The following is a 20,402-nucleotide window of genomic DNA, read 5'->3' as shown; positions in this document are numbered from 1 at the left end:
CGGTGGCGTAACCGTTGAACGGCCATGACGCTGCTTCGCCTGCCCCGGTCCAGAGGAGATATCGCGCCGCATCCCGCCCGGCAGATGCGGCTGGTCGCGACCGGCATGCTGATCGCGATGGCGCTGTTGTTCATCACGGCGCGCGCCACCGTGCATCTTCATCCCGCCATCGGCTTCGTCCAATCCTTTGCCGAGGCGGCGATGGTCGGCGGCCTGGCCGACTGGTTCGCGGTCACCGCACTGTTCCGCCATCCGATGGGCCTGCCCATTCCCCACACCGCCATCATCCCGCGCAACAAGGACCGGATCGGCGACACGCTGGCCCTGTTCCTGCGCGACAATTTCCTGACCCCCGCCGTGGTCGCGCGGCGGATGCGCGGCATGGATGTCGCCGCGGCGGCCGGGCGGTTTCTGGCCAGCCCATCGGAAGGCGACGGGCGATTGCGCGAAGGCGCGTCGCGGCTGGTGGCCGATATATTGGAGGAGCTGGACCAGGAGCGGCTGGGCGGCATGGTGAAGGGGGCGATCGGCCAACGACTGCGCGCGATCAATATCGGCCCGCTGGTCGGCCAGGCGATCGAGGCGGCGATGCGCGACGGGCGCCACGCCCCGGTGATGGACGGCATCATCCATTGGGCGGACAAGACGCTGGAGGCCAATGAGCATCTGATCCGACAGATGGTGCAGGACCGCGCTGGCAAGGTGCTGCGCTGGACCGGGCTGGACGAAAATCTGGCGAACGCGATCCTGTCGGGGCTGCGCAAGATGCTGGCGGAAATGGCCGCCGATCCGGGCCACAGCCTGCGGTTGAAGGCGGAGGAAGGGATGGAGAAGCTGGCCTTCGACCTGCAGTTTGATCTGGAGATGCAGGCCAAGGTCGCCAAGATCCGCGACGAGATCGTCGACAACCCGGCGATGCAGCGCTGGATCGCGGGAATGTGGGAACAGGCGCGCGGCGGGTTGCTGCGGGCGGTGCGTGATCCGGGCAAGGCGATGGCGGGGCGGCTGGGCGAGGCGTTGCGGCAGCTGGGCGCGACCTTGCAGCAGGAAGCGCGACTGCGGCTGGTGATCAACCGTTTCGTGCGGCGCGCGGCGGTGGGTGCGACTGCCAGCTATGGCGATGCGATCGTGCGGCTGGTCAGTGACACCGTGCGCGGCTGGGACGCGGGGACGGTCACCAGTCGGCTGGAAAATGCGGTCGGGCGCGACCTGCAATATATCCGCATCAACGGGACGCTGGTCGGCGGGCTGGTGGGCTTGGTGATTCACACGGTCGATACGCTGTTCTGACGGGGTGGCGTCAACCGTTCGCGCGCTTCTTACAAGGATGTGCCGGGACGCATCGGGCCAAACGATGCGCCCCGGCGGAACCGGCCATGCAGAGGAGAGGAAGAGGGGCCGGTTCCTAGCTGTAAAACCTTAGTCGTCAGGATGCCGATCGGGCGGCGGCGGCAGTTCGTCGGCGGTCAGCACATCGTCGCCATTGCGGTCCTGGTCGGCGAATAGTGCGAGCGCGGGAGCGAGAAATTCGGCTTGATCGATCTGGCCGTCGTCATTGCCGTCTTCGGGCCAAGGCATGGCGCGGCCAGGCGGCGGGGGTGGGGCACCCGTATCGGCAGCTTTGCCCGTTGCTGGGCGGCCGCCCGGCGGTGGTGCGCCGGCGCCCGGCCCGCCGGGGCCGCGTCGCTTGCCGCCGGTCGGCGGGGTGCGCGCCGGTTGTTCATGGCCCAACATGCGCTGCATCGCCGGGACCGGCACCAGCCCGTCGCCATCCTGATCCATCAGGCCGAAGCGGCGGTCCATATAGGCGGTCATTTCGTCCCGGCTGATGCGCCCGTCGCCATCGGCGTCCGCTGCCCAGGGGCTGACCTCAAAGCCGATCGCAGGCTGCGCGACGAGCGGGGCCGAGACAGCGAGTGCGACAGTAAAAAGGCAATGGCGAAGACGCGGCATGGCTGCTCCGAATGGCGGAAGACGGCCTATGTCGCATGGCTGCTTTGCCGCCATATGTCCCGATGCGACGGCTATGTTGCAGACGATCAAAAATAATGTTGCAACATATCATGAAATAATGTTGTATCATTTCATCGGCGGTGGAAGGCCATGGGAAAAAGGGCCACGGACCGGCGAGAGGATGCGACAGACGAGGAGCCGGACAATGCGATTGAAAGCACTATCGGTTAGCGGGCAGGCAACAGGGACCACAAGCAGCGGCGACGGGCGATCGCATTATGGGGCGGGACACAAATCGCCTTTGGGGTTGGGTGGCACTATCGCCGTGCATGGGCTGTTGATCGGCGCCTTCCTGCTGCTGCCCAAGGAGGTGATCGACGTCTTCACGCCCACGCCGCCGATGACCGCCCACAATATTCCGATAGACTCGCCGCCACCACCGCCGGAGGTCGCGAAGGACAGCCGGACCGAATCGACGCTGCCGACCCGGCCGCAACCCCGGCAACCCACCGCCGCCGATCCGGAGGTGGTGCTGCCGAGTGACGATCCCGTCGTGACGGGCGGCCGCGATCTGGGGGGCGATCCGCTTCCCCCGGTGATCCTGCCGCCGATCGATCCGCCGCGCGCGCCGGTGCTGACCGAAGCGGCGATCGATCCACGCGCGCTGTCCGCGTTTCAGCCCGACTATCCTGGCGCGATGATCCGCCAGGGCGCGGAAGGCGTGGTCACGGTGCGCGTCACCATCAGCCCGGACGGGCGCGTGACGGATATCGAGAAGCTGTCGGCCAGCGACGAGAGTTTCTGGTTGGCGACCCAGCGGCACGCGTTGCGCAAATGGCGATTCCGTCCCGCGACGCGCGACGGGGTGGCGGTGGGGTCGACCAAGACGCTGACGGTGCGCTTCACCTTGACGGAACGATAGGGATAGGGCCAGCAGATAACGGGACGGAGAGAAAAATGGGAGGCGGGTATCGACCATTTTGCATTGACGCCCGCGCTGCCCTATAAGGGCGGCATGGCGATATTTCCCCGTCCCGTTTCCCCCAAAAATGCGCTCGGCGATTTCTGGGGCTATTTCAAGCAGCAGCGGCAGCATAAATGGCCGCTGCTGGGCGTGTCGATCGCGCTGACATATGTCATCATCTGGACGTTCGTGGTCGATGCGAACACCAACACGATGCCGACCCGCAACAAGATCATCTATGTCCAAAGCTGGGACGCGAACCGGTCCGACGCGGCGATCATCCTGCAACAGAAGATCGATTTCGCCAAGCGCGAGGCGGCTTTGGAAAAGCAGCAGAAGCGGATGCAGGGCTATGCCGACGCCTTCGGTATCGAATGGCGGGATGAGGAAGCGCGCAACACTGCGCGCCGCAAAGAAGCGGTGAAGCAGATCGACGCACTGCTGGATGAGCGGCTGGCCAAGGCGGAAGAATCGGCCCCTGCCGCCGCCGTCGCCAAGCCCGGCGCGCAGCCCACGGGAACCGCGCGGCCCTGAACGACATGCCGTCGCCTGTGCAGTTATCGTCGGCGCAGGATCGGCGCTATATGGCCGCCGCCATCGCTTTGTCGGGGCGAGGGCGCGGCCTTTCCACCCCCAATCCCAATGTCGGTTGCCTGATCGTACGCGATGGCCGGATCGTGGGCCGAGGCTGGACCCAGAAGGGCGGCCGCCCCCATGCCGAAGCGCAGGCGCTGGACCAGGCGATGGACCGGGCGGCGGGCGCGACGGCCTATGTGACGCTGGAGCCCTGTTTCCATCTGTCGCCGCGCGGGCCGCGCTGCGCCGACCTGATGGCGCGCGCGGGCGTCGCGCGGGTGGTGATCGCGCTGCGCGATCCCGATCCGCGCACCGATGGGCAGGGCGCGGCCTGGCTGCGCGATCGCGGCGTGCGCGTCGACATGGGGCTGATGGCGGATGACGCCGCGCGCGCCATGGCCGGATTCGTGCTGCGCCAGACGCTGGGTCGCCCGCATGTGACGTTGAAGCTGGGCCTGTCGCTCGATGGACGGATCGCGCTGGCGGATGGATCGAGCCGGTGGATCACCGGGCCGGATGCGCGCGCCCATGCGCATATGGAGCGGGCGCGGCATGACGCGATATTGGTGGGTGGCGGGACGCTGCGCGCCGATGCGCCGCGCCTGGACGTGCGGCTGGCGGGCCTGACCGATCGATCGCCGCGGCGGATTTTGCTGAGCCGGGGCGATGCGCCTGTCGGCTGGGAGCGGATCGGTGCGCCCGAAGACATCGCGACGCTGGAGCGGGTCGATCATCTGCTGGTGGAGGGCGGGGCGGAAACGGCCGCCGCTTTCCTGCGCGCCGGGCTGGTGGACCGGTTACTGCTGTATCGTGCGCCGATCGTCATCGGTGCCGGGCTGGCCGGGGTCGGCGACATCGGGCTGGCTGATCTGGCGCAGGCGCATGGTCGCTGGCGGATGACCGACAGCCGCGTGCTGGGCGTCGACCGGCTGGAGGTTTACGAGGCGGTGCGGAGCGCTTAGGGGGTTTTCATGTTCCCCGGCGAAGGCCGGGGTCCAGTTCCGACCGTGAAACTGGACCCCGGCCTTCGCCGGGGAACATCAGCTATTCAAGTGGATCAAAGCGCATGTTCACCGGCATCATCACCGACATCGGCACCGTGCGATCGGCGGAGCAGCGGGGCGACCTGCGGCTCGTCATCGGATGCGGTTATGACATGGACGGTGTTGCGATCGGCGCGTCGATCGCCTGTTCGGGTGCCTGCCTGACGGTGGTGGAAAAGGGGGCGGACTGGTTCGCGGTCGACCTGTCGGCCGAAACCGTGACGCGCACCGCGCCGGGCCTGTGGACGCAGGGCGGGCGGTTGAACCTGGAGCGCGCGCTCAAGGTCGGCGACGAGCTGGGCGGCCATATCGTCACCGGCCATGTCGATGGCATCGGCCTGCTGGTGTCGGCGACGACCGAAGGCAATTCGACCCGGTTGGTGATCAGCGCGCCTGCGGAGTTGGCCGCCGCGCTGGCGGCCAAGGGATCGATCACGCTCGACGGCATTTCGCTGACGGTCAACAGCGTCGATGATCAGGCCGATGGCAGCGTGCATTTCGGGCTGAACATCATCCCGCACACCGCCGCTGCGACAACGTTGGCTGCGCTGCCCGATGGCCGCGCGTTCAATCTGGAGATCGATGTGCTGGCGCGCTATCTCGACCGGATGCAGAGTTTGCGAGCCAAGTGATGTGAAGGCGCACCATTCTGCCCGACTTGAAAATCACTGCCAGAGCTAATCACATTGTGATTTCTCACTTGAAATAATCACACTGCAATGTGATATCGGCGCTATCCCATCTGGGGAAGGAGTCGTTTCCCATGTCGTCCGCGCTTCTCGATACCGTCCGCAGCCTCGTCACCGATGGCGGCATGTCTCGTTCCGGCCTGGCGCGCGCCGCCGGGCTGCACGCCAATTCGCTGCGCAAGCTCGGCGAAAGCGACTGGAATCCGACGGCCGACACGCTGGGCAAGCTGGAAACCTATCTGCTCAAGCGCGAAGGCGGCACCGCGCTCGCCAGTCCCGAGGAAATCATCAACGAAGCCCGCAACGGCCGCATGTTCATCCTGGTCGATGACGAGGACCGGGAGAATGAAGGCGACTTGGTGATCCCGGCGCAGATGGCGACGCCCGATGCGATCAATTTCATGGCGACGCATGGCCGCGGCCTCATCTGCCTGGCGCTGACCAAGGCGCGGGTGGACGAACTGGGTCTGGACCTGATGAGCCGCAACAACGGCACGCGGCACGAGACTGCGTTCACCGTGTCGATCGAGGCGCGCGTCGGCGTGACCACCGGCATCAGCGCCGCCGACCGCGCGCGCACCGTTTCGGTCGCGATCGACGGGTCGAAGGGCAAGGCCGATATCGTGACGCCGGGCCATGTCTTTCCGCTGGTCGCCAAGGATGGCGGCGTGCTGGTGCGCACCGGCCATACCGAAGCGGCGGTCGATGTGGCGCGGCTGGCGGGCCTGAACCCGTCGGGCGTGATCTGCGAAGTGATGAAGGACGACGGCACGATGGCGCGCCTGGACGACCTCATCCCCTTCGCGCAGAAGCATAAGATGAAGATCGGCACGATCCGCGACCTGATCGCCTATCGCCGTCGCCACGACCATATGGTCGAACGCCGGGCCGAAGCGACCTTCACCAGCAAATGGGGCGGCGAGTGGAAGGCGATCACCTTCTACAACAAGGGCACCCAGACCGAACAGATCGTGCTGCAAAAGGGCTATATCGACCCGGAACAGCCGACTTTGGTGCGGATGCATCAGCTTTCGCCATTGAACGACATGTTCGGGCTGGAAGGGCCGCGCGGCGACGTGCTGGCCCGGTCGATGGAAATCATCGGCCGCGAAGGCAGCGGCATCGTCGTCATCCTGGCCCAGCGGACCGAGGATAATGATCTGCTCAGCCGCCTGATCCAGCATCATGCCGGGCAGCCGCAGCCGGGCATGGACGAATTGCGCGACTATGGCGTAGGCGCGCAGATATTGGCGGACCTGGGCGTCCACGACATGGTGCTGCTGACCAACAGCCACCACAGCCTGATCGCGCTGGACGGCTACGACCTGGCCGTGGTGGGCGAGCGCCCGGTCGAACTGTAAAGGATATATCATGGCCAAGTTTCTGATCGTCGAAGCGCGTTTCTACGACCATCTGAACGACCTGCTGATCGAGGGCGCGAAGGCGGCGCTGGACGAGGCGGGTCATAAATATGAGGTGGTGACCGTGCCGGGCGCGCTGGAAATCCCCGGCGCGATCGCGCTGGCGGCGGAAAGCGGGCGCTATGACGGCTTCATCGCGATCGGCGTGGTGATCCGCGGCGAAACCTATCATTTCGAAGTGGTGTCGAACGAAAGCGCGCGCGGCCTGATGGCGCTGAGCATGGATGCGATCGCGATCGGCAACGGCATTTTGACCGTCGAGAATGAAGCGCAGGCGTTGACCCGCGCGAAGCGGACCGAAAAGGACAAGGGCGGCGAAGCGGCCAAGGCGGCGATCGCGATGCTGGCGTTGCGCGAGCGGTTCGGGATGTAAAACGTGGGACTGGACCCCGGCTTTCGCCGGGGAACAGTTCAGGTTCGGCTGGTTCAGGCGGTTGCCTTGGCCTGTTCCAGCGTGGGATAGTCGGTATAGCCCTTTTCGCCCGGGCCGTACCAGGTCGTCATATCCTGAATGGGGTTGAGCGGCGCGCCTTCGCGCAGGCGCTCCACCAGATCGGGATTGGCGAGCAGCGGGCGGCCGAAGCTGATCGCATCGGCAAGGCCGCTGTCCAGATCGGCCTGCGCCCGGTCGGCATCATAATCGCTGTTGAGGATCAACGGCCCCTTGAAATGCTGGCGGATGAGCGGCGATTGGCGGGGCACGTCGGTACGGCCGAAAGTGCCGTCCGGGCCGGGTTCGCGCAGTTCGAGCGAGGCGATGCCGATCGCGTTCAGGACGTCCGCAGCATGGGCAAAGAGGCTGGCGGGATCGCTGTCGTTCACGCCCTGGCTATCGCCATTGGGGGACAGGCGCACCGACACCTTGTCCGCGCCGATCGCGTCGACCACCGCCTGCGTCACTTCGCGTAGCAGGCGGACGCGATTTTCGACGCTGCCGCCATATTGGTCGGTGCGGAAATTGGCGTTGTCGCGCAGAAACTGGTCGATCAGATAGCCGTTGGCGGCATGGATCTGAATTCCGTCGAACCCGGCGGCGATCGCATTATGGGCGGCGCGGACATAGGTGTCGATGAGGCCGGGAATTTCGTCCAGCCCAAGCGGCCGTGCGGTTTCGAACGGCGCCTTGCCTTCATAGGTGTGCGCGTCGCCCGCCGTGGCGGTGGCGCTGGACGATACCGGCTGTTCGCCCGTCACGCTGCTGTGCACCTGGCGGCCCATATGCCAAAGCTGGACGATAATCCGCCCGCCCGCATCGTGCACCGCCTGCGTCACCGGACGCCAGGCGGCGACCTGCTCGTCGGACCAGATGCCCGGCGCATAGGGCCAGCCCAGCCCCTGCCGCGAAATGCCGGTCGCTTCGCTGATGATCAGGCCCGCCGAGGCGCGCTGACGATAATAGTCCACCATGATCGGGGTTGGCACATGGTCGCGGGTGGCGCGGCCGCGGGTCAGCGGGGCCATGATGACGCGGTTGGGCGCGCGAATCGCGCCGATCTGGATGGGATCGAACAGGCTGGTCATGGAAACTCCCTTGATCATAGTTGCATATTGCAACGGGACTTGATGCGCAAAGCCAGCTAGGGAGCCGGCATGTCCAGTTCAACCCCCGCCGCGCAACTTGGGGTGCCGCGCCTTGCCTTTCCAGCGCTGTTGCTGGCGAACCTGGTCCTGCCGCTGGGGCCGGTATTGGTGCGGCTGTCGGACGTCGGGCCGGTGGCGGCGGCGTTCTGGCGGTTGACGCTGGCGCTGCCTTTCCTGCTGTTGCTCGCGCGGCCGGGCCTGAAACGGATGCCGCCGACGCGGGGGGAGTGGATCGCGCTGATGCTGGCGGGGCTGGTCTTCGCGGCTGATCTGGCCGCATGGCATGTCGGGATTTTGTATACCAAGGTCGCCAATGCGACGGTGTTCGGCAATATGAGCGGGCTGTTCCTGCCCGCCTGGGGGATGCTGGTGCTGCGCCAGAAGCCGCGTGGGATGCAGGCGGCGGCGCTGCTGCTGGCGGGTGCGGGCGCACTGGTGATGATGGCGGGCAGTTATGAACTGTCGATCGGCAACCTGAAGGGCGACCTACTCTGCCTGGTCGCGGGCATATTCTACACCGCCTATCTGCTGATCGTGCAGCAGGTGCGCGGGCGGCTGGGCAGCTGGCCGGTGCTGGCGGTGTCGAGCGTGGCGAGTGCGCCTGCGCTGCTGCTATGCGCGCTGGCGCTGGGCGAACGGGTGATGCCGGGCGACTGGACGCCGCTGATCGTGCTGGCGCTGTCGAGCCAGCTGGTGGGGCAGGGGTTGCTGACCTATGCGATCGGCTGGTTTTCGCCGCTGATACTGGGGGTCAGCCTGATGCTGCAACCGGCGGTGGCGGCGATGCTGGGCTGGCTGTTGTTCGGCGAATGGCTCAGTCCGGTCGATATCGTCGGTACGGTGGCGGTCGGCGCGGCGCTGGTGCTTGTGCGGCTGCCCGCACGGGCCTAGATATCGCCTATGAGCCAAGCCCCCGAAGACCTGACCCTCGACGAAATCCGCACCTTGCTGGCGCCGTTGCTGGCGCGCCATGCCGCATTCGACGGTTGGCGCGCGCAGGCGGTGGCGATGGCGGCGGCGGAAAAGGGCGTGGATGCCGATATCGCTGCGCTCGCCTTTGCCGATGGTGCGGTCGACATGATCGATGCTTGGTTCGCCAGCATCGACGCGCGCATGATCGACGCACTGCCGCCCGAGGAGTTGGCAGCCATGTCGATCCGCAAGAAGATCATCGCCCTTATTGAAGCCCGGCTGACGCTGCTGGCGCCCGACCGCGAGGCGCTGCGCCGCGCGATCGCGATCCTGGCGCTGCCGACCAATGCGGTGCGCGCGGGCAAGCTGGGCTGGCGCGCGGCGGATGTGATGTGGCGCGCGGCGGGCGACACCGCCACGGACCTCGCCCATTATAGCAAGCGCACCACGCTGACCGCCGTCTATGCCGCGACCCTGCTGGTGTTCGTGGACGATGAAAGTGAAGGCCATGCCGACAGCCGCGCCTTCCTGGCCCGCCGGATCGAGAATGTCATGCAGTTCGAAAAGCTGAAAGCCAAGGTCAAGGGCGCTGGCGGCGGCGAGCGGCTCAGCCTGTCGCGATTCATCGGGCGGCTGCGCTATCCCGCGATTTGACGGGGTGACATGGGCAGCGTCGATCCGGGCTTTGCATGATTCGCGCTGGCCTTTCCCAATCGGTATTGATAGTCACTCGCAGAAATAAGCTGCGAGTATGATTTCCGTGCGTTTGACCGAATTGCCGTTGCGCCAACCCGCTTATGTCGACCTGATCGATTGGTCCGCCCTGTCGCCATCCGAAGGCCAGCGGCTGCGCGAGTTCGGCCTGTGTGAAGGGGCCAGCGTGGAAGCGCTGCACCATGGCGGCATCTTCGTCAAAGGCCCGATCGCCTGCCGCATCGGTCGCATGACCATCGCGATGCGGCGCAGCCATGCCGCCGCCGTCACGGTGCGCACCGGGCCGGAGCGTGCGGCATGAGCGGCCTGCCGCTGATCGCGCTGGTCGGCAATCCCAATGCGGGCAAGAGCGCGCTGTTCAACGCGCTGACCGGCGCGCGGCAGAAGCTGGGCAATTATCCCGGCGTCACGGTGGAGCGCAAGGCGGGGCGGCTGGCGCTGTCGGACGGTCGCCCGGTCGAACTGGTCGACCTGCCCGGCACCTACAGCCTGGACCCCGGCAGCCCGGACGAGCAGGTCACGCGCGACGTGGTGATGGGCAAGCAGGTCGGGGAAAAGCGGCCCGACGCGCTGGTAATCGTGGTCGACGCCGCCAATCTGGACAATCATCTGCGCTTCGCGCTCGAACTGCTGGCGCTGGGCCTGCCGACGATCGTTGCCTTGAACATGGTCGATCTGGCGACGCGCGACGGTCTGGAACTGGACGCGGCGGTGCTGGCGCGCGAACTGGGCGTGCCGGTGATATCGACCGTGGCGGTGCGCAAGCGCGGGCTGGAGCATCTGCGCGAGGAATTGGAAGGGCTGCTGAACGGTGCGCCCAAGGCCTATCCGGCTCCGGTGGTCGAACGGGATTTCGATGCCGTGCGCAAGGAAGCGGGGCGGATCGCCCGCGCGGCGATCGTGCGCGAAACGCCGTCCCGCCGCCTGACCGCGGCAGTGGACCGCGTGGCGCTGCACCCCGTCTTCGGCCTCATCCTGCTGCTCGGCCTGTTGTTCGTCATGTTCCAGTCGGTCTATAGCTGGTCCGAAACGCCGGTGGCCATGATCGAGGGTCTTGCCGAAGCGATCGCCAATGCCGTGCGCGCATCCCTGCCCGACGGCATCCTCCGCTCCTTCCTGATCGATGGCGTCATTCACGGCGTCGGATCGGTGGTGGTGTTCCTGCCGTTGATTCTGATCCTCTTCTTCTTCATCCTGATGCTGGAGGCGACCGGCTATATGGTGCGGGCCGCCTTCCTGATGGACGGGTTGATGGCCAGGGTCGGCCTGTCGGGCCGGGCCTTCATCCCCCTTCTCTCCTCCTTCGCTTGCGCCATTCCCGGCATCATGGCGACGCGCACGATCGCCGATCCCAAGGACCGGCTGACGACGATCCTGATCGCGCCGCTGATGACCTGCTCGGCGCGGCTGCCGGTCTATGCCGTCATCATCGGCGCGTTCATCCCGGCGCGCGACGTGTTTCCGGGCGTGGGCCTGCAGGGCTTCGTCCTTTTCACCCTCTATCTGGCGGGCATCGTCGGCGCGATGCTGGTCGCGCTGCTGCTGCGCAGGACCGTGACCAAGGGGGCCAGTGGAGGCTTCCTGATGGAAATGCCGAAATATCAGTGGCCCCGCCCGCAGGATATCCTGCTGGGCCTGTGGCAGCGGGCAGTGATCTTCCTCAAGCGCGCGGGCACGATCATCTTCGCGTCGACCGTGATCCTGTGGCTGCTTTTGAGCTTCCCGCGCGTGCCTGATGGCGATCCCACCAGCCAGGTCGATCATTCGATCGCCGGGCGGATCGCCAGCGGCCTGAATGTCGTGCTGGAGCCGATCGGCTTCAATCGCGACATTTCGCTGGCGCTGATCCCGGCGATGGCGGCGCGCGAAGTGGCGGTGTCCGCGCTCGCCACCGTCTATTCGATCGATGCGGGCGATGACGAGGCGCTGCTGGAACGGAGCCTGGGCGACCGGTTGAAGGATCAATGGCCGCTGCCCACCGCGCTCGCCTTCCTCGCCTGGTTCATCTTCGCGCCGCAATGCATTTCCACCATCGCCGTGACCCGGCGGGAGACGAATGGCTGGAAATGGCCGCTGTTCATGGTCGGCTATCTGTTTGCGCTGGCCTATGTCGCGGCGGGCATCACCTACTGGACCGCAACCGCGATGGGTTTGGGGTAGCTTCCGCCTAGACGGCGAAAGCAGCCGGTCTATAAGAGCGGCTTTATAAGGTTTCGGAGGAATCATGGCAGGGTCTGTCAACAAGGTCATTCTGATCGGCAATCTGGGCGCCGACCCGGAGGTCAAGAGCTTCCAGAATGGCGGCAAGGTGTGCAACCTGCGCATTGCGACGTCCGAAAGCTGGAAGGATCGCATGACCGGCGAGAAGAAAGAGCGCACCGAATGGCATACGGTGGCGATCTTTTCCGAAGGGCTGGTCGGTGTCGCCGAACGTTTCCTGCGCAAGGGGAGCAAGGTCTATATCGAGGGCCAGTTGCGCACCCGCAAATGGCAGGACCAGTCGGGTAATGACCGTTATTCGACCGAAGTCGTGTTGCAGGGGCTTGGCTCTGTCCTGACGATGCTGGATGGCGCGCCGGGTGGCGGCGGCCAGGGCGGCGGCGGTCGCTCGCAGGGCGTGAGCGATTGGGGCGCGAGCCAGGGGTCGAGCGGCTTTGGCGGCGGCGATTATGATGATTTTGGCGGCGGATCGGGCGGCGGCAACCAGGGCGGCGGCTTTGGCGGCGGACGCAGCCAGGGCGGCGCTGGCGGCGGCCGGGCGGGCAGCCCCAATTTCGACAATGATCTGGACGACGAAGTGCCGTTCTGATCACGGCATCAAGGCACATGGAAAGGGCGGCTTCCTGATGGGATGCCGCCCTTTTTTATTCCGTCCTGTGCGCGCCTTCGCGAGGGCGGGACAGGGTTCCCGCCTGCGCGGGAACACTCGTCCTTAGCCTTGGCGGGCCAGTTCTTCGGTGGCGAAGGCGCGGATATGGTCCTTAAGGTCGGGACGGTCCAAGGCCAGCGCCAGGTTCGCTTCGATATAGCCCGCCTTCGATCCGCAGTCGAAACGACGGCCATCGAAGGTGACGCCGTGGAAAGGTTGCGTCCCGATCAGCGAAGCCATCGCGTCGGTCAGCTGGATTTCGCCGCCTGCGCCTTTATCCTGCGTTTCCAATATCTTCATGACGTCGGGTTGGAGGATGTAGCGCCCGGGCACGATCAGGTTGGACGGGGCGGCATCGGCCGACGGCTTTTCGACCAAGCCCTTGACCTCTGTCAGATTGCCGTCGCGCGCGCCCGGATCGATCACGCCATAATTGGGCGTTTCTTCCATGGGAATCTCCAGGGCGCAAACCAGATTGCCGCCGACCTTGTCATAGGCATCGACCATCTGTTTAAGGCATCCATTGCCCGGCGCGCCCTTCATGAATTCGTCGGGCAACAGAATGGCGAAGGGTTCGTCGCCAATAATGTCACGCGCACACCAGATCGCATGGCCCAGACCAAGCGGCGCCTGCTGGCGCAGGAAGACCGCATCCCCTGGCTGCAGGCGCGTACCATCAAGGGCGGACAGATCCTTGCCGCGTTCGCGTTGGGTCGCCTCGGCTTCATAAGCGATATCGAAATAATCCTCGATCGCGCCTTTGCCGCGGCCGGTGACGAAGATCATCTGCTCGATCCCCGCTTCGCGTGCTTCGTCCACCGCATATTGGATCAACGGGCGATCGACGACAGGTAGCAATTCCTTGGGCACCGCCTTGGTCGCGGGCAGGAAACGGGTGCCAAGGCCGGCAACGGGAAAAATGGCTTTACGGATCGGCTTGGTCAATTTCGAAATCCCCTTTCACGCGTTCGCGAACCCTTTCGATTGCTGCCCGTGCATCAAAGGTCAAGCGTCGCGCATAGACTGAAGCATTCCGGCGTCGTGATGATGACACTGGGCGGAACGCGAATGGAACAGGCAAAAGGAAGGCGGCAACCAGATCGGCCGCGCACCGGCCCTTTAGACGGCGAGCAGACGGCTGGCGACGCTTTCCAGCGCCGCAATTTCGCCATCCAGATGGTCAAACGCGATATGCTGGATATTGTTTCTGCTGTCGCGGCAGGTAAAGCCGCCCGGTTCGGGCTGGTGGAACCCCTGGATGATGAGCGCGCGGAATCGGTCGATCCGTTGCATGTCGCGCTCGATCGCGGAAATTTCCGTCAGGGCGCTGGCGTTGCGCCGGTCGCGCATAGCCACCATCGTGCGCAATTCGGTCATCAGCTTCGCCATGCTGGGCCGCGTCCGTGCGCCCACGATCCGTACGTCGCCCATGCCCTCGCGCAATGACCCGATCTTCGCTTCAAGGCTTTGTTCCAGCATCGTCCAGGCGCAGACGAGCCGCCCGACCGCACAGAGCAGCGCCGCATCCTCCGGCGCATAATCCGCAACAGCCTTCACATTCATGTCAGAAACCAGATGTACGCCCACGCCCCACTATCTCCTCTTGCCGCCAGCCTTCACGGTTAATGCGACAAAAGGCCAGAGTGGACGCGATTGGCTCCCCGCAGGGGCGGCACGGGCCAGCGGCAGCCGTGCCAAATCGGCGGTGAGCCGATCCGGCCGAATAGAGTCAAAGGTTTAGCGGTCAGAAATCGACCGCGATGCCCTTTCGCTCCCAGTCGCCATAGCGCACCGGGCTGAGGTCTTCGCTATGGCGAGGCGGCGCGTCGATCGCGTCGCCCTGCGGCACCGGCGGGCTTTTGGACAGATGCGCGGGCGGCTTCACATGCGCGGGGCGCTTGCCGTTGAAGGTTCCCATGAAGAGCGGCCTTTCGATTTGCGGATGGGGGTGAACCACCCCATATTCACGATTGCCCTGCTATCTGGGCCGCAACGGAGACGAGTGCAAGTGAGCGGAATGAAGACGACCATGTTGCTGGCGGCGCTGACTGCCCTGTTCATGGCGCTGGGCTATACGCTGGGCGGCAGCGGCGGGGCGGTGATCGCGCTGCTGGTGGCGGCGGGCATGAACCTCTTCACCTTCTGGAACGCCGACAAGATCGTGCTGCGGATGCATGACGCGCGCGAAGTCGATGCGCAGAGCGCGCCCGATTTCTACAATCTGGTGCGCGACCTGGCGCAACGGGCCGGGCTGCCGATGCCGCGCGTTTACATCATCGACCAGGATGCGCCCAATGCCTTTGCCACCGGCCGCAACCCGGACAATGCCGCCGTTGCCGCGACCAGCGGCCTGCTGGCGATGCTGAGCCGCGACGAGGTGGCAGGCGTGATGGCGCATGAACTGGGCCATGTGAAGAACAGAGACACGCTGATCATGACGATGGTCGCGACCATTGCGGGCGCGATATCGATGCTCGCCAATTTCGGCCTCTTCTTTCGCGGCGGCGATCGGGAGGGCGGCCATGGCAATATGATCGCCAGCCTGATGGCGGTGATCGTCGCGCCCTTCGCTGCGATGATCGTGCAGATGGCGATCAGCCGCACCCGCGAATATGGTGCAGACCGGGCCGGGGCGGAGATTAGCGGCAATCCCCATGCGCTTGCCTCGGCCCTCGCCAAGATTGCGGGGCAGGCGGAGCGCATCCCCAATCCGGTGGCGGAGCGCAACCCGGCGGCGGCCCAGCTTTACATCGTGCCGACACATGTCAGCGAACTCTTCTCTACCCATCCGGCGATGGAAAAGCGCATCGCCGCCTTGCAGGATATGGCGGTGGAAATGGGCGCGCCTGCCATCAGTGCGGCGTCGCGTGCCTCGGCGCTTTCCCCGGTAGCGCCGTCCCCGCGCCGCCGTAGCGCGCTCGATCCGCACGGGCGCTAATGCCCATCGATGAGGTTATCGAGGCCATCGCCTTCACCGGGCGACTGGTCGGCGGCGCGATCGAAGCGCTCAACGCGGTCGGCATGGTCGCCGAGCATATATTCTCCGGTCACACCGCGCGCTTCTTTCATGGCGTGGGGCGGCGGGTGATTGCCGTCATGACCTTCGGAAAGAAACGCATCCCGTCCTCCCTGCGGGTCGTGCCCAAGGGTAGCCATCCCAGGCCGCGCCGGTCGGACTGGCTGGCGCTATGGGTCGGCGTCGTTGGCTGGATCGCGTTGTTCCTAAGTGTTGGCTTTGGCGTCGCCCATTTTCTTTGAGGGTAAAAGCGCGTAGGGGCCGCCCATGTCCCGCCGTCCCGCTCCCCGCCCCGAAGATGTCCCCGGCCTGCCTGCCCGCCGCGCGGCGCTCAAATTGCTCGATGCGGTGTTGCGCCGGGGCGATCCGCTGGAATTGGCGTTGCACGGCGCGGCGCAGGGATTGCCGCCCGCCGATCGTGCGCTGGTCCATGCGATCGCGGCTGAAACGCTGCGGCACCTGCCCGATCTCGATGCGATGATCGACGGCGCGACCAAGCAGATATTGCCGCCCGATGCGAAGGCGCGGATGGTGCTGCGGATCGCGCTCATCCAGACGCTGGTACTTGATACACCGGCCCATGCCGCGATCGCGACTGGGCTGCCGCTGGTCGATGGCGGGCCGCGCAAGCTGGTCCATGGCGTGTTCGGCACGGTGACGCGCGGCGAACCGACGCTGCCTGTGCCGCCGACATTGCCCGTAGAGGTCGCCGAACGCTGGGCGACGCAATGGGGCGAGGCGATGCCGCTGGCCGCTGCCCATGCCTATGCGATCCGGCCGCCGGTCGATATCAGCCTGCGCGATCCCGGTGAGACAGCGACCTGGACAGCCGCATTGCATGGCACATCGTTCGCGCCCGGCCATGTGCGCCTGCCCGAAAGCGTCGCTATTCCCAGCCTGCCCGGCTTTGCCGAGGGTGCCTGGTGGGTGCAGGATATCGCCGCTTCCTGCGCGGCACGATTGCTGGGGCCGGGGGAGGGTCGCCATGTGCTGGACCTGTGCGCCGCGCCAGGCGGCAAGACGATGCAATTGGCGGCGGCGGGATGGCGCGTCGCCGCGATCGACCAGTCAAAGAAGCGGCTGGAGCGGCTGTCCGAAAATCTGACGCGCACCAGTTTGGCGGCGGAGGTCATGGCGGCTGACCTGCGCCAGTGGCAGCCCGACGCACCGGTGGACGCGATCCTGCTGGACGCGCCCTGCACCGCGACCGGCATCTATCGCCGTCATCCCGACGTGCTGCACCGGATCGGTCCGCGCCAGATCGCGGAGATGGCGGAGTTGCAGGGCGCATTGCTGGCCCGCGCCGCCGATTGGCTGAAGCCGGGCGGGCGGATCATCTACGCTACCTGCTCGCTCGAGCGCGCGGAGGGCGAAGAGCAGGTCGAACGATTCCTGGCGGCTCATCCCGATTTTGCGCTGGTCCCGATCGAACCGGGCGAAACGCCGGACGGCATCGCGCCGACCGAACAGGGCTGGCTGCGCACTCTGCCCGATACATTGGCGGAGCAGGGCGGCGCGGACGGATTTTTCATTGCGCGGCTTGCAAAGGCGGCGAACTAAGCCTTAACCTTGATCAGCTTAGAGAGGGTTTCCCCGTGCGAAAGGTGCCTTGTGCGTCCGACCGAGCCTCTTCCTCTCCATCATAGCTGGCCGCTGCAAGACCTGCGGGAGCATCTGGCGCCGGTCCTGCTCGATCCCACCATCGCGCGCAACGATGCCGCGCTGGCCGAACGCGGACTGGGGCTGTGGCATTGCGACCTGGCGAACGACGATGCGCTGTGCTGGACCGCAGGCGTGTACGACATATTCGGGCTGGAACGGGACAGCGCCGTGTCGCGCGCGCTTTCCGTCTCGCTCTATACGGCGCAGTCGCGAGAGGCGATGGAGCGGCTGCGCGCCTATGCTATCCGTTATCGGCGCGGCTTCACGCTGGACGTCGATATCCACCAGATCGACGGCGCAGGCCAGTGCGCGATGCGGCTGATCGCGGCGCCGGTGCTGGACGATGACGGCGCGGTCGTTGGCCTGCATGGCGTCAAGCAATTGCTGCCCCGTGGTGCGCCCACGTCCCGGCGGCTGGACCCCACGATTTTCGTGATGCTCTAACGTCCACAGGTCGGCCGCCGATAAAGATCGCGACTCGCCTGCAAATGTCCGTTGCCCTTGCCCCCGGCGGCGATTAAGGCGAACGGTTAATGACCCGTTCCATTCTCATCTCGCCCTCCATCCTCTCCGCCGACTTCGCCCGCTTGGGCGAGGAGGTCCGCGCCATCGACGCTGCGGGCTGCGACTGGGTGCATATCGACGTCATGGACGGCCATTTCGTGCCCAACATCACCATCGGCCCGGCCGTGGTGAAGGCGCTGCGCCCGCATACGACCAAGACGTTCGACGTCCATCTGATGATATCCCCGGTGGACCAGTATCTGGAGGCCTTCGTGGCCGCCGGGTCCGACATCATCACCGTGCATCCGGAGGCCGGGCCGCACATTCACCGCACCGTTCAGCATATCAAGTCGCTGGGCGTGAAGGCGGGCGTCGTGCTCAATCCCGGCACCCCGGCCAAGATGCTCGATTATCTGATCGACGATGTCGACCTGATCCTGGTGATGAGCGTCAATCCCGGTTTCGGCGGGCAGAGCTTCATTGAGAACCAACTGCGCAAGATCGAAGCGATCCGCAAGATGATCGACAAGTCGGGGCGCGAGATTCACTTGCAGGTCGATGGCGGTATCGATTTCACCACCGCGCCCAAGGCGATTGCGGCAGGCGCGGACGTGCTGGTCGCGGGCACCGCGACCTTCCGTGGCGGGCCAGATGCCTATGCCGACAATATCCGGAAGCTGCGGGGCGGGTGAACGATTATCGGCGCATCCCGGGCCGCTCACCGTCCGACGCCGCCCCGGAAACGGGCGACGACGGCATAGAGCAGGGCAAGCGTCTCATCCGCGTTGCGGATGACAAGGGACTGTCGCTGGCGCAGAAGATCGCCAATCAATTCTATCTGCTCAGCTGGAAGACGCCGATCCATGGTCGCAAGCTGCGCGGCAAATATCCGCTCAAGCTGCTGGCGGTGCCGGATGACGCCATTCCCGGCGATGGCCGGGCGGGCGCGGCGATGCGGGCGGGCTATATGCTGTTCCGTGGGCATAAGCTGCCGATCGACACGCTGGATTTTGCGCGCCTGTCGGTCGGTCCCGCCTTTGCCGACTATCTGCATGGCTTCCGCTGGTTGCGCGACCTGGCGAGCGCCGCGTCGCGCGAACAGGGCGCGCCGATCGCCGAAAGCATCATGCGCAAATGGCTGAACGTCCATGCCGAAACGCCGAGCGAACCGGCGTGGCGCGCGGACAATGCGGGTTGGCGGCTGCTGTTCTGGACCGCCCATGCGCCGTTGATCCTGTCCTCCAGCGATCTGGTCTATCGATCGCTGGTGCTGAACTGCATCGCGCGGACCGCGCGGCATCTGGATCGCAGCGCGGACAAGGCGCCGATGGGTCTGCCCCGGCTCGTCGCCTGGTGCGGCATCGTCGCCGCCGCGCTGCTGATCCCCGGCGGGGCCGCGCGCAAGCTGTTCGGCGAAGCGGGGCTGAAGCGAGCGATCGACAGCGGTTTCCATGCCGATGGTGGGATCGTGTCGCGATCCCCGCTGGCGCAGCTGGAGGCGGTGATGCTGCTATCCATGCTGCGCGCGGTCTATGACGTGCGGCGCGAAACGCCACCCGCCTTCCTGACCGAAGGGCTGAACCGGGCGGTTCCTGCGCTGCTGGGCCTGACCCATGGCGATGGCGGCCTGGGCAGCTGGCAGGGTGCGGGCGCGATCGACCCGGACATCGTCACCGCCGTGGTCGCGGCTAGCCGGGTGCGCGCCCGGCCGCTGCGCCAGGCGCGCGACTGGGGCTATCAGCGGATCGCGGCAGGCGCGACCGTGCTGCAGATCGACGCCGCCCCGCCGCCGGTCGCGCGGCTGGCCGAAGCGGGCTGCGCATCGACCGGCGCGATCGAGATCAGCGACGGGCCGCTGCGGCTGGTGGTCAATTGCGGCGGCGCGGCGCTGGAGGGGGCGTGGATACCGCGCGACCTGGCGCAAGGACTGCGCACCACGGCGGCGCACAGCACGTTGGTTTTGAGCGACAATAATTCCACCGCGCTGCTGCCCGACGGGACGCTGGGCAAGGGCGTGACCGAGGTCGAGTTGAACCGGCAGGAACTGGACAATGGCAGCCGCCTGGACCTGTCCCATGACGGCTATGTCCGGCGCATGGGATATGTCCACCGCCGCCTGCTGATGATGAGCGGCGATGGCAAGGAAATCCGGGGCGAGGATATGCTGACCCCGGCCGAGCGCCGCCGCAAGCCCGGCAGACAGCCGGTGCAGTTGCGTTTCCATCTGGCGCCCGGCGTCGAACCGACGCTGACCGCGGACAATCAGGGTGGGCTGTTGCGCATCGATATGGGCGCGCTCTGGCAATTTCGCACCGGCGCCGGCGTGCTGACCGTCGAGGACAGCCTGTGGGTCGATGGCGATGGCCGTCCGCATCCGACCAAGCAACTGGTGGTGACGAGCGAGGCGCTGCCCGGCGGTTCGAGCATCGGCTGGATCTTCAAGCGGGTCGGGTGATGGCGCGCGGCTGATTTGGGGTGGGAGCCGGCATGCCCCTCCC

The 20,402-nt window shown here is 65.9% G+C and carries 23 protein-coding genes; 18 read left to right on the top strand and 5 right to left on the bottom strand.

Annotated elements, in window-relative coordinates:
- Window positions 1-24 precede the first annotated feature (24 nt).
- Window positions 25-1,290, top strand: coding sequence for a DUF445 domain-containing protein (locus tag U5A89_RS18560; RefSeq protein WP_338162496.1), 1,266 nt, complete (start codon window positions 25-27; stop codon window positions 1,288-1,290).
- A gap of 129 nt (window positions 1,291-1,419) precedes the next feature.
- Here the strand turns inward: U5A89_RS18560 and U5A89_RS18555 are convergent, their stop codons facing one another.
- Complete coding sequence (locus U5A89_RS18555; protein WP_338162495.1) at window positions 1,420-1,953, bottom strand: EF-hand domain-containing protein; 534 nt, start codon at window positions 1,951-1,953, stop codon at window positions 1,420-1,422.
- Between the two features lie 205 nt (window positions 1,954-2,158).
- Here U5A89_RS18555 and U5A89_RS18550 point away from each other — a divergent pair, with 205 nt between their 5' ends.
- The 6 genes from U5A89_RS18550 (at window position 2,159) to ribH (ending at window position 7,019) form a co-directional block, all read left to right on the top strand.
- Complete coding sequence (locus U5A89_RS18550) at window positions 2,159-2,875, top strand: energy transducer TonB (RefSeq protein WP_445190669.1); 717 nt, start codon at window positions 2,159-2,161, stop codon at window positions 2,873-2,875.
- 93 nt (window positions 2,876-2,968) lie between these two features.
- Window positions 2,969-3,451, top strand: a complete 483-nt coding sequence (locus tag U5A89_RS18545; RefSeq protein WP_338162494.1) for a hypothetical protein — start codon at window positions 2,969-2,971, stop codon at window positions 3,449-3,451.
- 5 nt (window positions 3,452-3,456) lie between these two features.
- Complete coding sequence (gene ribD / locus U5A89_RS18540) at window positions 3,457-4,455, top strand: bifunctional diaminohydroxyphosphoribosylaminopyrimidine deaminase/5-amino-6-(5-phosphoribosylamino)uracil reductase RibD (protein ID WP_338162493.1); 999 nt, start codon at window positions 3,457-3,459, stop codon at window positions 4,453-4,455.
- Window positions 4,456-4,559: 104 nt separating this feature from the next.
- Window positions 4,560-5,168, top strand: coding sequence for a riboflavin synthase (locus tag U5A89_RS18535; protein WP_338162492.1), 609 nt, complete (start codon window positions 4,560-4,562; stop codon window positions 5,166-5,168).
- A gap of 131 nt (window positions 5,169-5,299) precedes the next feature.
- On the top strand, window positions 5,300-6,586 hold the full coding sequence (ribB, locus tag U5A89_RS18530; RefSeq protein ID WP_338162491.1) for a 3,4-dihydroxy-2-butanone-4-phosphate synthase: 1,287 nt from the start codon (window positions 5,300-5,302) through the stop codon (window positions 6,584-6,586).
- Window positions 6,587-6,596: 10 nt separating this feature from the next.
- Window positions 6,597-7,019, top strand: a complete 423-nt coding sequence (gene ribH / locus U5A89_RS18525) for a 6,7-dimethyl-8-ribityllumazine synthase (RefSeq protein ID WP_338162490.1) — start codon at window positions 6,597-6,599, stop codon at window positions 7,017-7,019.
- A gap of 53 nt (window positions 7,020-7,072) precedes the next feature.
- Here the strand turns inward: ribH and U5A89_RS18520 are convergent, their stop codons facing one another.
- Window positions 7,073-8,167, bottom strand: coding sequence for an alkene reductase (locus U5A89_RS18520; RefSeq protein WP_338162489.1), 1,095 nt, complete (start codon window positions 8,165-8,167; stop codon window positions 7,073-7,075).
- Between the two features lie 69 nt (window positions 8,168-8,236).
- On the opposite strand from U5A89_RS18520, the gene U5A89_RS18515 reads away from it, so the two are divergent.
- The 5 genes from U5A89_RS18515 (at window position 8,237) to ssb (ending at window position 12,662) form a co-directional block, all read left to right on the top strand.
- Complete coding sequence (locus tag U5A89_RS18515; protein ID WP_338162488.1) at window positions 8,237-9,118, top strand: DMT family transporter; 882 nt, start codon at window positions 8,237-8,239, stop codon at window positions 9,116-9,118.
- A gap of 9 nt (window positions 9,119-9,127) precedes the next feature.
- On the top strand, window positions 9,128-9,793 hold the full coding sequence (locus tag U5A89_RS18510; protein WP_338162487.1) for a COQ9 family protein: 666 nt from the start codon (window positions 9,128-9,130) through the stop codon (window positions 9,791-9,793).
- Window positions 9,794-9,899: 106 nt separating this feature from the next.
- The gene (locus tag U5A89_RS18505) at window positions 9,900-10,154 is read left to right on the top strand and encodes a FeoA family protein (protein WP_338162486.1); all 255 of its coding nucleotides are present in this window, start codon (window positions 9,900-9,902) and stop codon (window positions 10,152-10,154) included.
- Complete coding sequence (gene feoB / locus U5A89_RS18500) at window positions 10,151-12,013, top strand: ferrous iron transporter B (protein ID WP_338162485.1); 1,863 nt, start codon at window positions 10,151-10,153, stop codon at window positions 12,011-12,013. Before U5A89_RS18505 ends, feoB begins: the two co-directional genes overlap by 4 nt.
- Before the next feature lie 64 nt (window positions 12,014-12,077).
- On the top strand, window positions 12,078-12,662 hold the full coding sequence (gene ssb, locus U5A89_RS18495; protein WP_338162484.1) for a single-stranded DNA-binding protein: 585 nt from the start codon (window positions 12,078-12,080) through the stop codon (window positions 12,660-12,662).
- A 123-nt stretch (window positions 12,663-12,785) separates the two neighbouring features.
- Here the strand turns inward: ssb and U5A89_RS18490 are convergent, their stop codons facing one another.
- The 3 genes from U5A89_RS18490 to U5A89_RS18480 form a co-directional block, all read right to left on the bottom strand.
- Entirely contained in the window at window positions 12,786-13,667 is an 882-nt protein-coding gene (locus U5A89_RS18490) for a UTP--glucose-1-phosphate uridylyltransferase (RefSeq protein ID WP_338162483.1), read from the bottom strand.
- A gap of 174 nt (window positions 13,668-13,841) precedes the next feature.
- Window positions 13,842-14,285: a hypothetical protein gene (locus tag U5A89_RS18485; RefSeq protein WP_338163107.1), complete on the bottom strand. Its 444-nt coding sequence runs from the start codon at window positions 14,283-14,285 to the stop codon at window positions 13,842-13,844.
- Window positions 14,286-14,466: 181 nt separating this feature from the next.
- On the bottom strand, window positions 14,467-14,640 hold the full coding sequence (locus tag U5A89_RS18480; RefSeq protein WP_338162482.1) for a DUF1674 domain-containing protein: 174 nt from the start codon (window positions 14,638-14,640) through the stop codon (window positions 14,467-14,469).
- A 90-nt stretch (window positions 14,641-14,730) separates the two neighbouring features.
- Between U5A89_RS18480 and htpX the strand changes: the two genes are divergently transcribed.
- The 6 genes from htpX (at window position 14,731) to U5A89_RS18450 (ending at window position 20,359) form a co-directional block, all read left to right on the top strand.
- On the top strand, window positions 14,731-15,660 hold the full coding sequence (gene htpX / locus U5A89_RS18475) for a zinc metalloprotease HtpX (RefSeq protein WP_338162481.1): 930 nt from the start codon (window positions 14,731-14,733) through the stop codon (window positions 15,658-15,660).
- Window positions 15,660-15,980, top strand: a complete 321-nt coding sequence (locus tag U5A89_RS18470) for a hypothetical protein (protein ID WP_338162480.1) — start codon at window positions 15,660-15,662, stop codon at window positions 15,978-15,980. The genes htpX and U5A89_RS18470 overlap by 1 nt, the downstream gene beginning before the upstream one ends.
- A 25-nt stretch (window positions 15,981-16,005) precedes the next feature.
- Window positions 16,006-17,298 carry an RsmB/NOP family class I SAM-dependent RNA methyltransferase gene (locus tag U5A89_RS18465; protein WP_338162479.1) on the top strand — a complete coding sequence of 431 codons (1,293 nt, stop codon included), beginning with the start codon at window positions 16,006-16,008 and terminating at the stop codon, window positions 17,296-17,298.
- A 51-nt stretch (window positions 17,299-17,349) separates the two neighbouring features.
- Window positions 17,350-17,844 carry a diguanylate cyclase gene (locus U5A89_RS18460; RefSeq protein WP_338162478.1) on the top strand — a complete coding sequence of 165 codons (495 nt, stop codon included), beginning with the start codon at window positions 17,350-17,352 and terminating at the stop codon, window positions 17,842-17,844.
- A gap of 89 nt (window positions 17,845-17,933) precedes the next feature.
- Complete coding sequence (gene rpe, locus U5A89_RS18455) at window positions 17,934-18,596, top strand: ribulose-phosphate 3-epimerase (protein ID WP_338162477.1); 663 nt, start codon at window positions 17,934-17,936, stop codon at window positions 18,594-18,596.
- Window positions 18,593-20,359 carry a heparinase II/III family protein gene (locus U5A89_RS18450; protein WP_338162476.1) on the top strand — a complete coding sequence of 589 codons (1,767 nt, stop codon included), beginning with the start codon at window positions 18,593-18,595 and terminating at the stop codon, window positions 20,357-20,359. Before rpe ends, U5A89_RS18450 begins: the two co-directional genes overlap by 4 nt.
- Window positions 20,360-20,402 lie beyond the last annotated feature (43 nt).

The sequence above is a fragment of the Sphingobium sp. HWE2-09 genome (assembly GCF_035989265.1).
Lineage (GTDB): Bacteria > Pseudomonadota > Alphaproteobacteria > Sphingomonadales > Sphingomonadaceae > Sphingobium.
The sequence above is the reverse complement of the archived record's forward strand: the minus strand, read 5'-3'. Positions and strand labels throughout refer to the sequence as shown.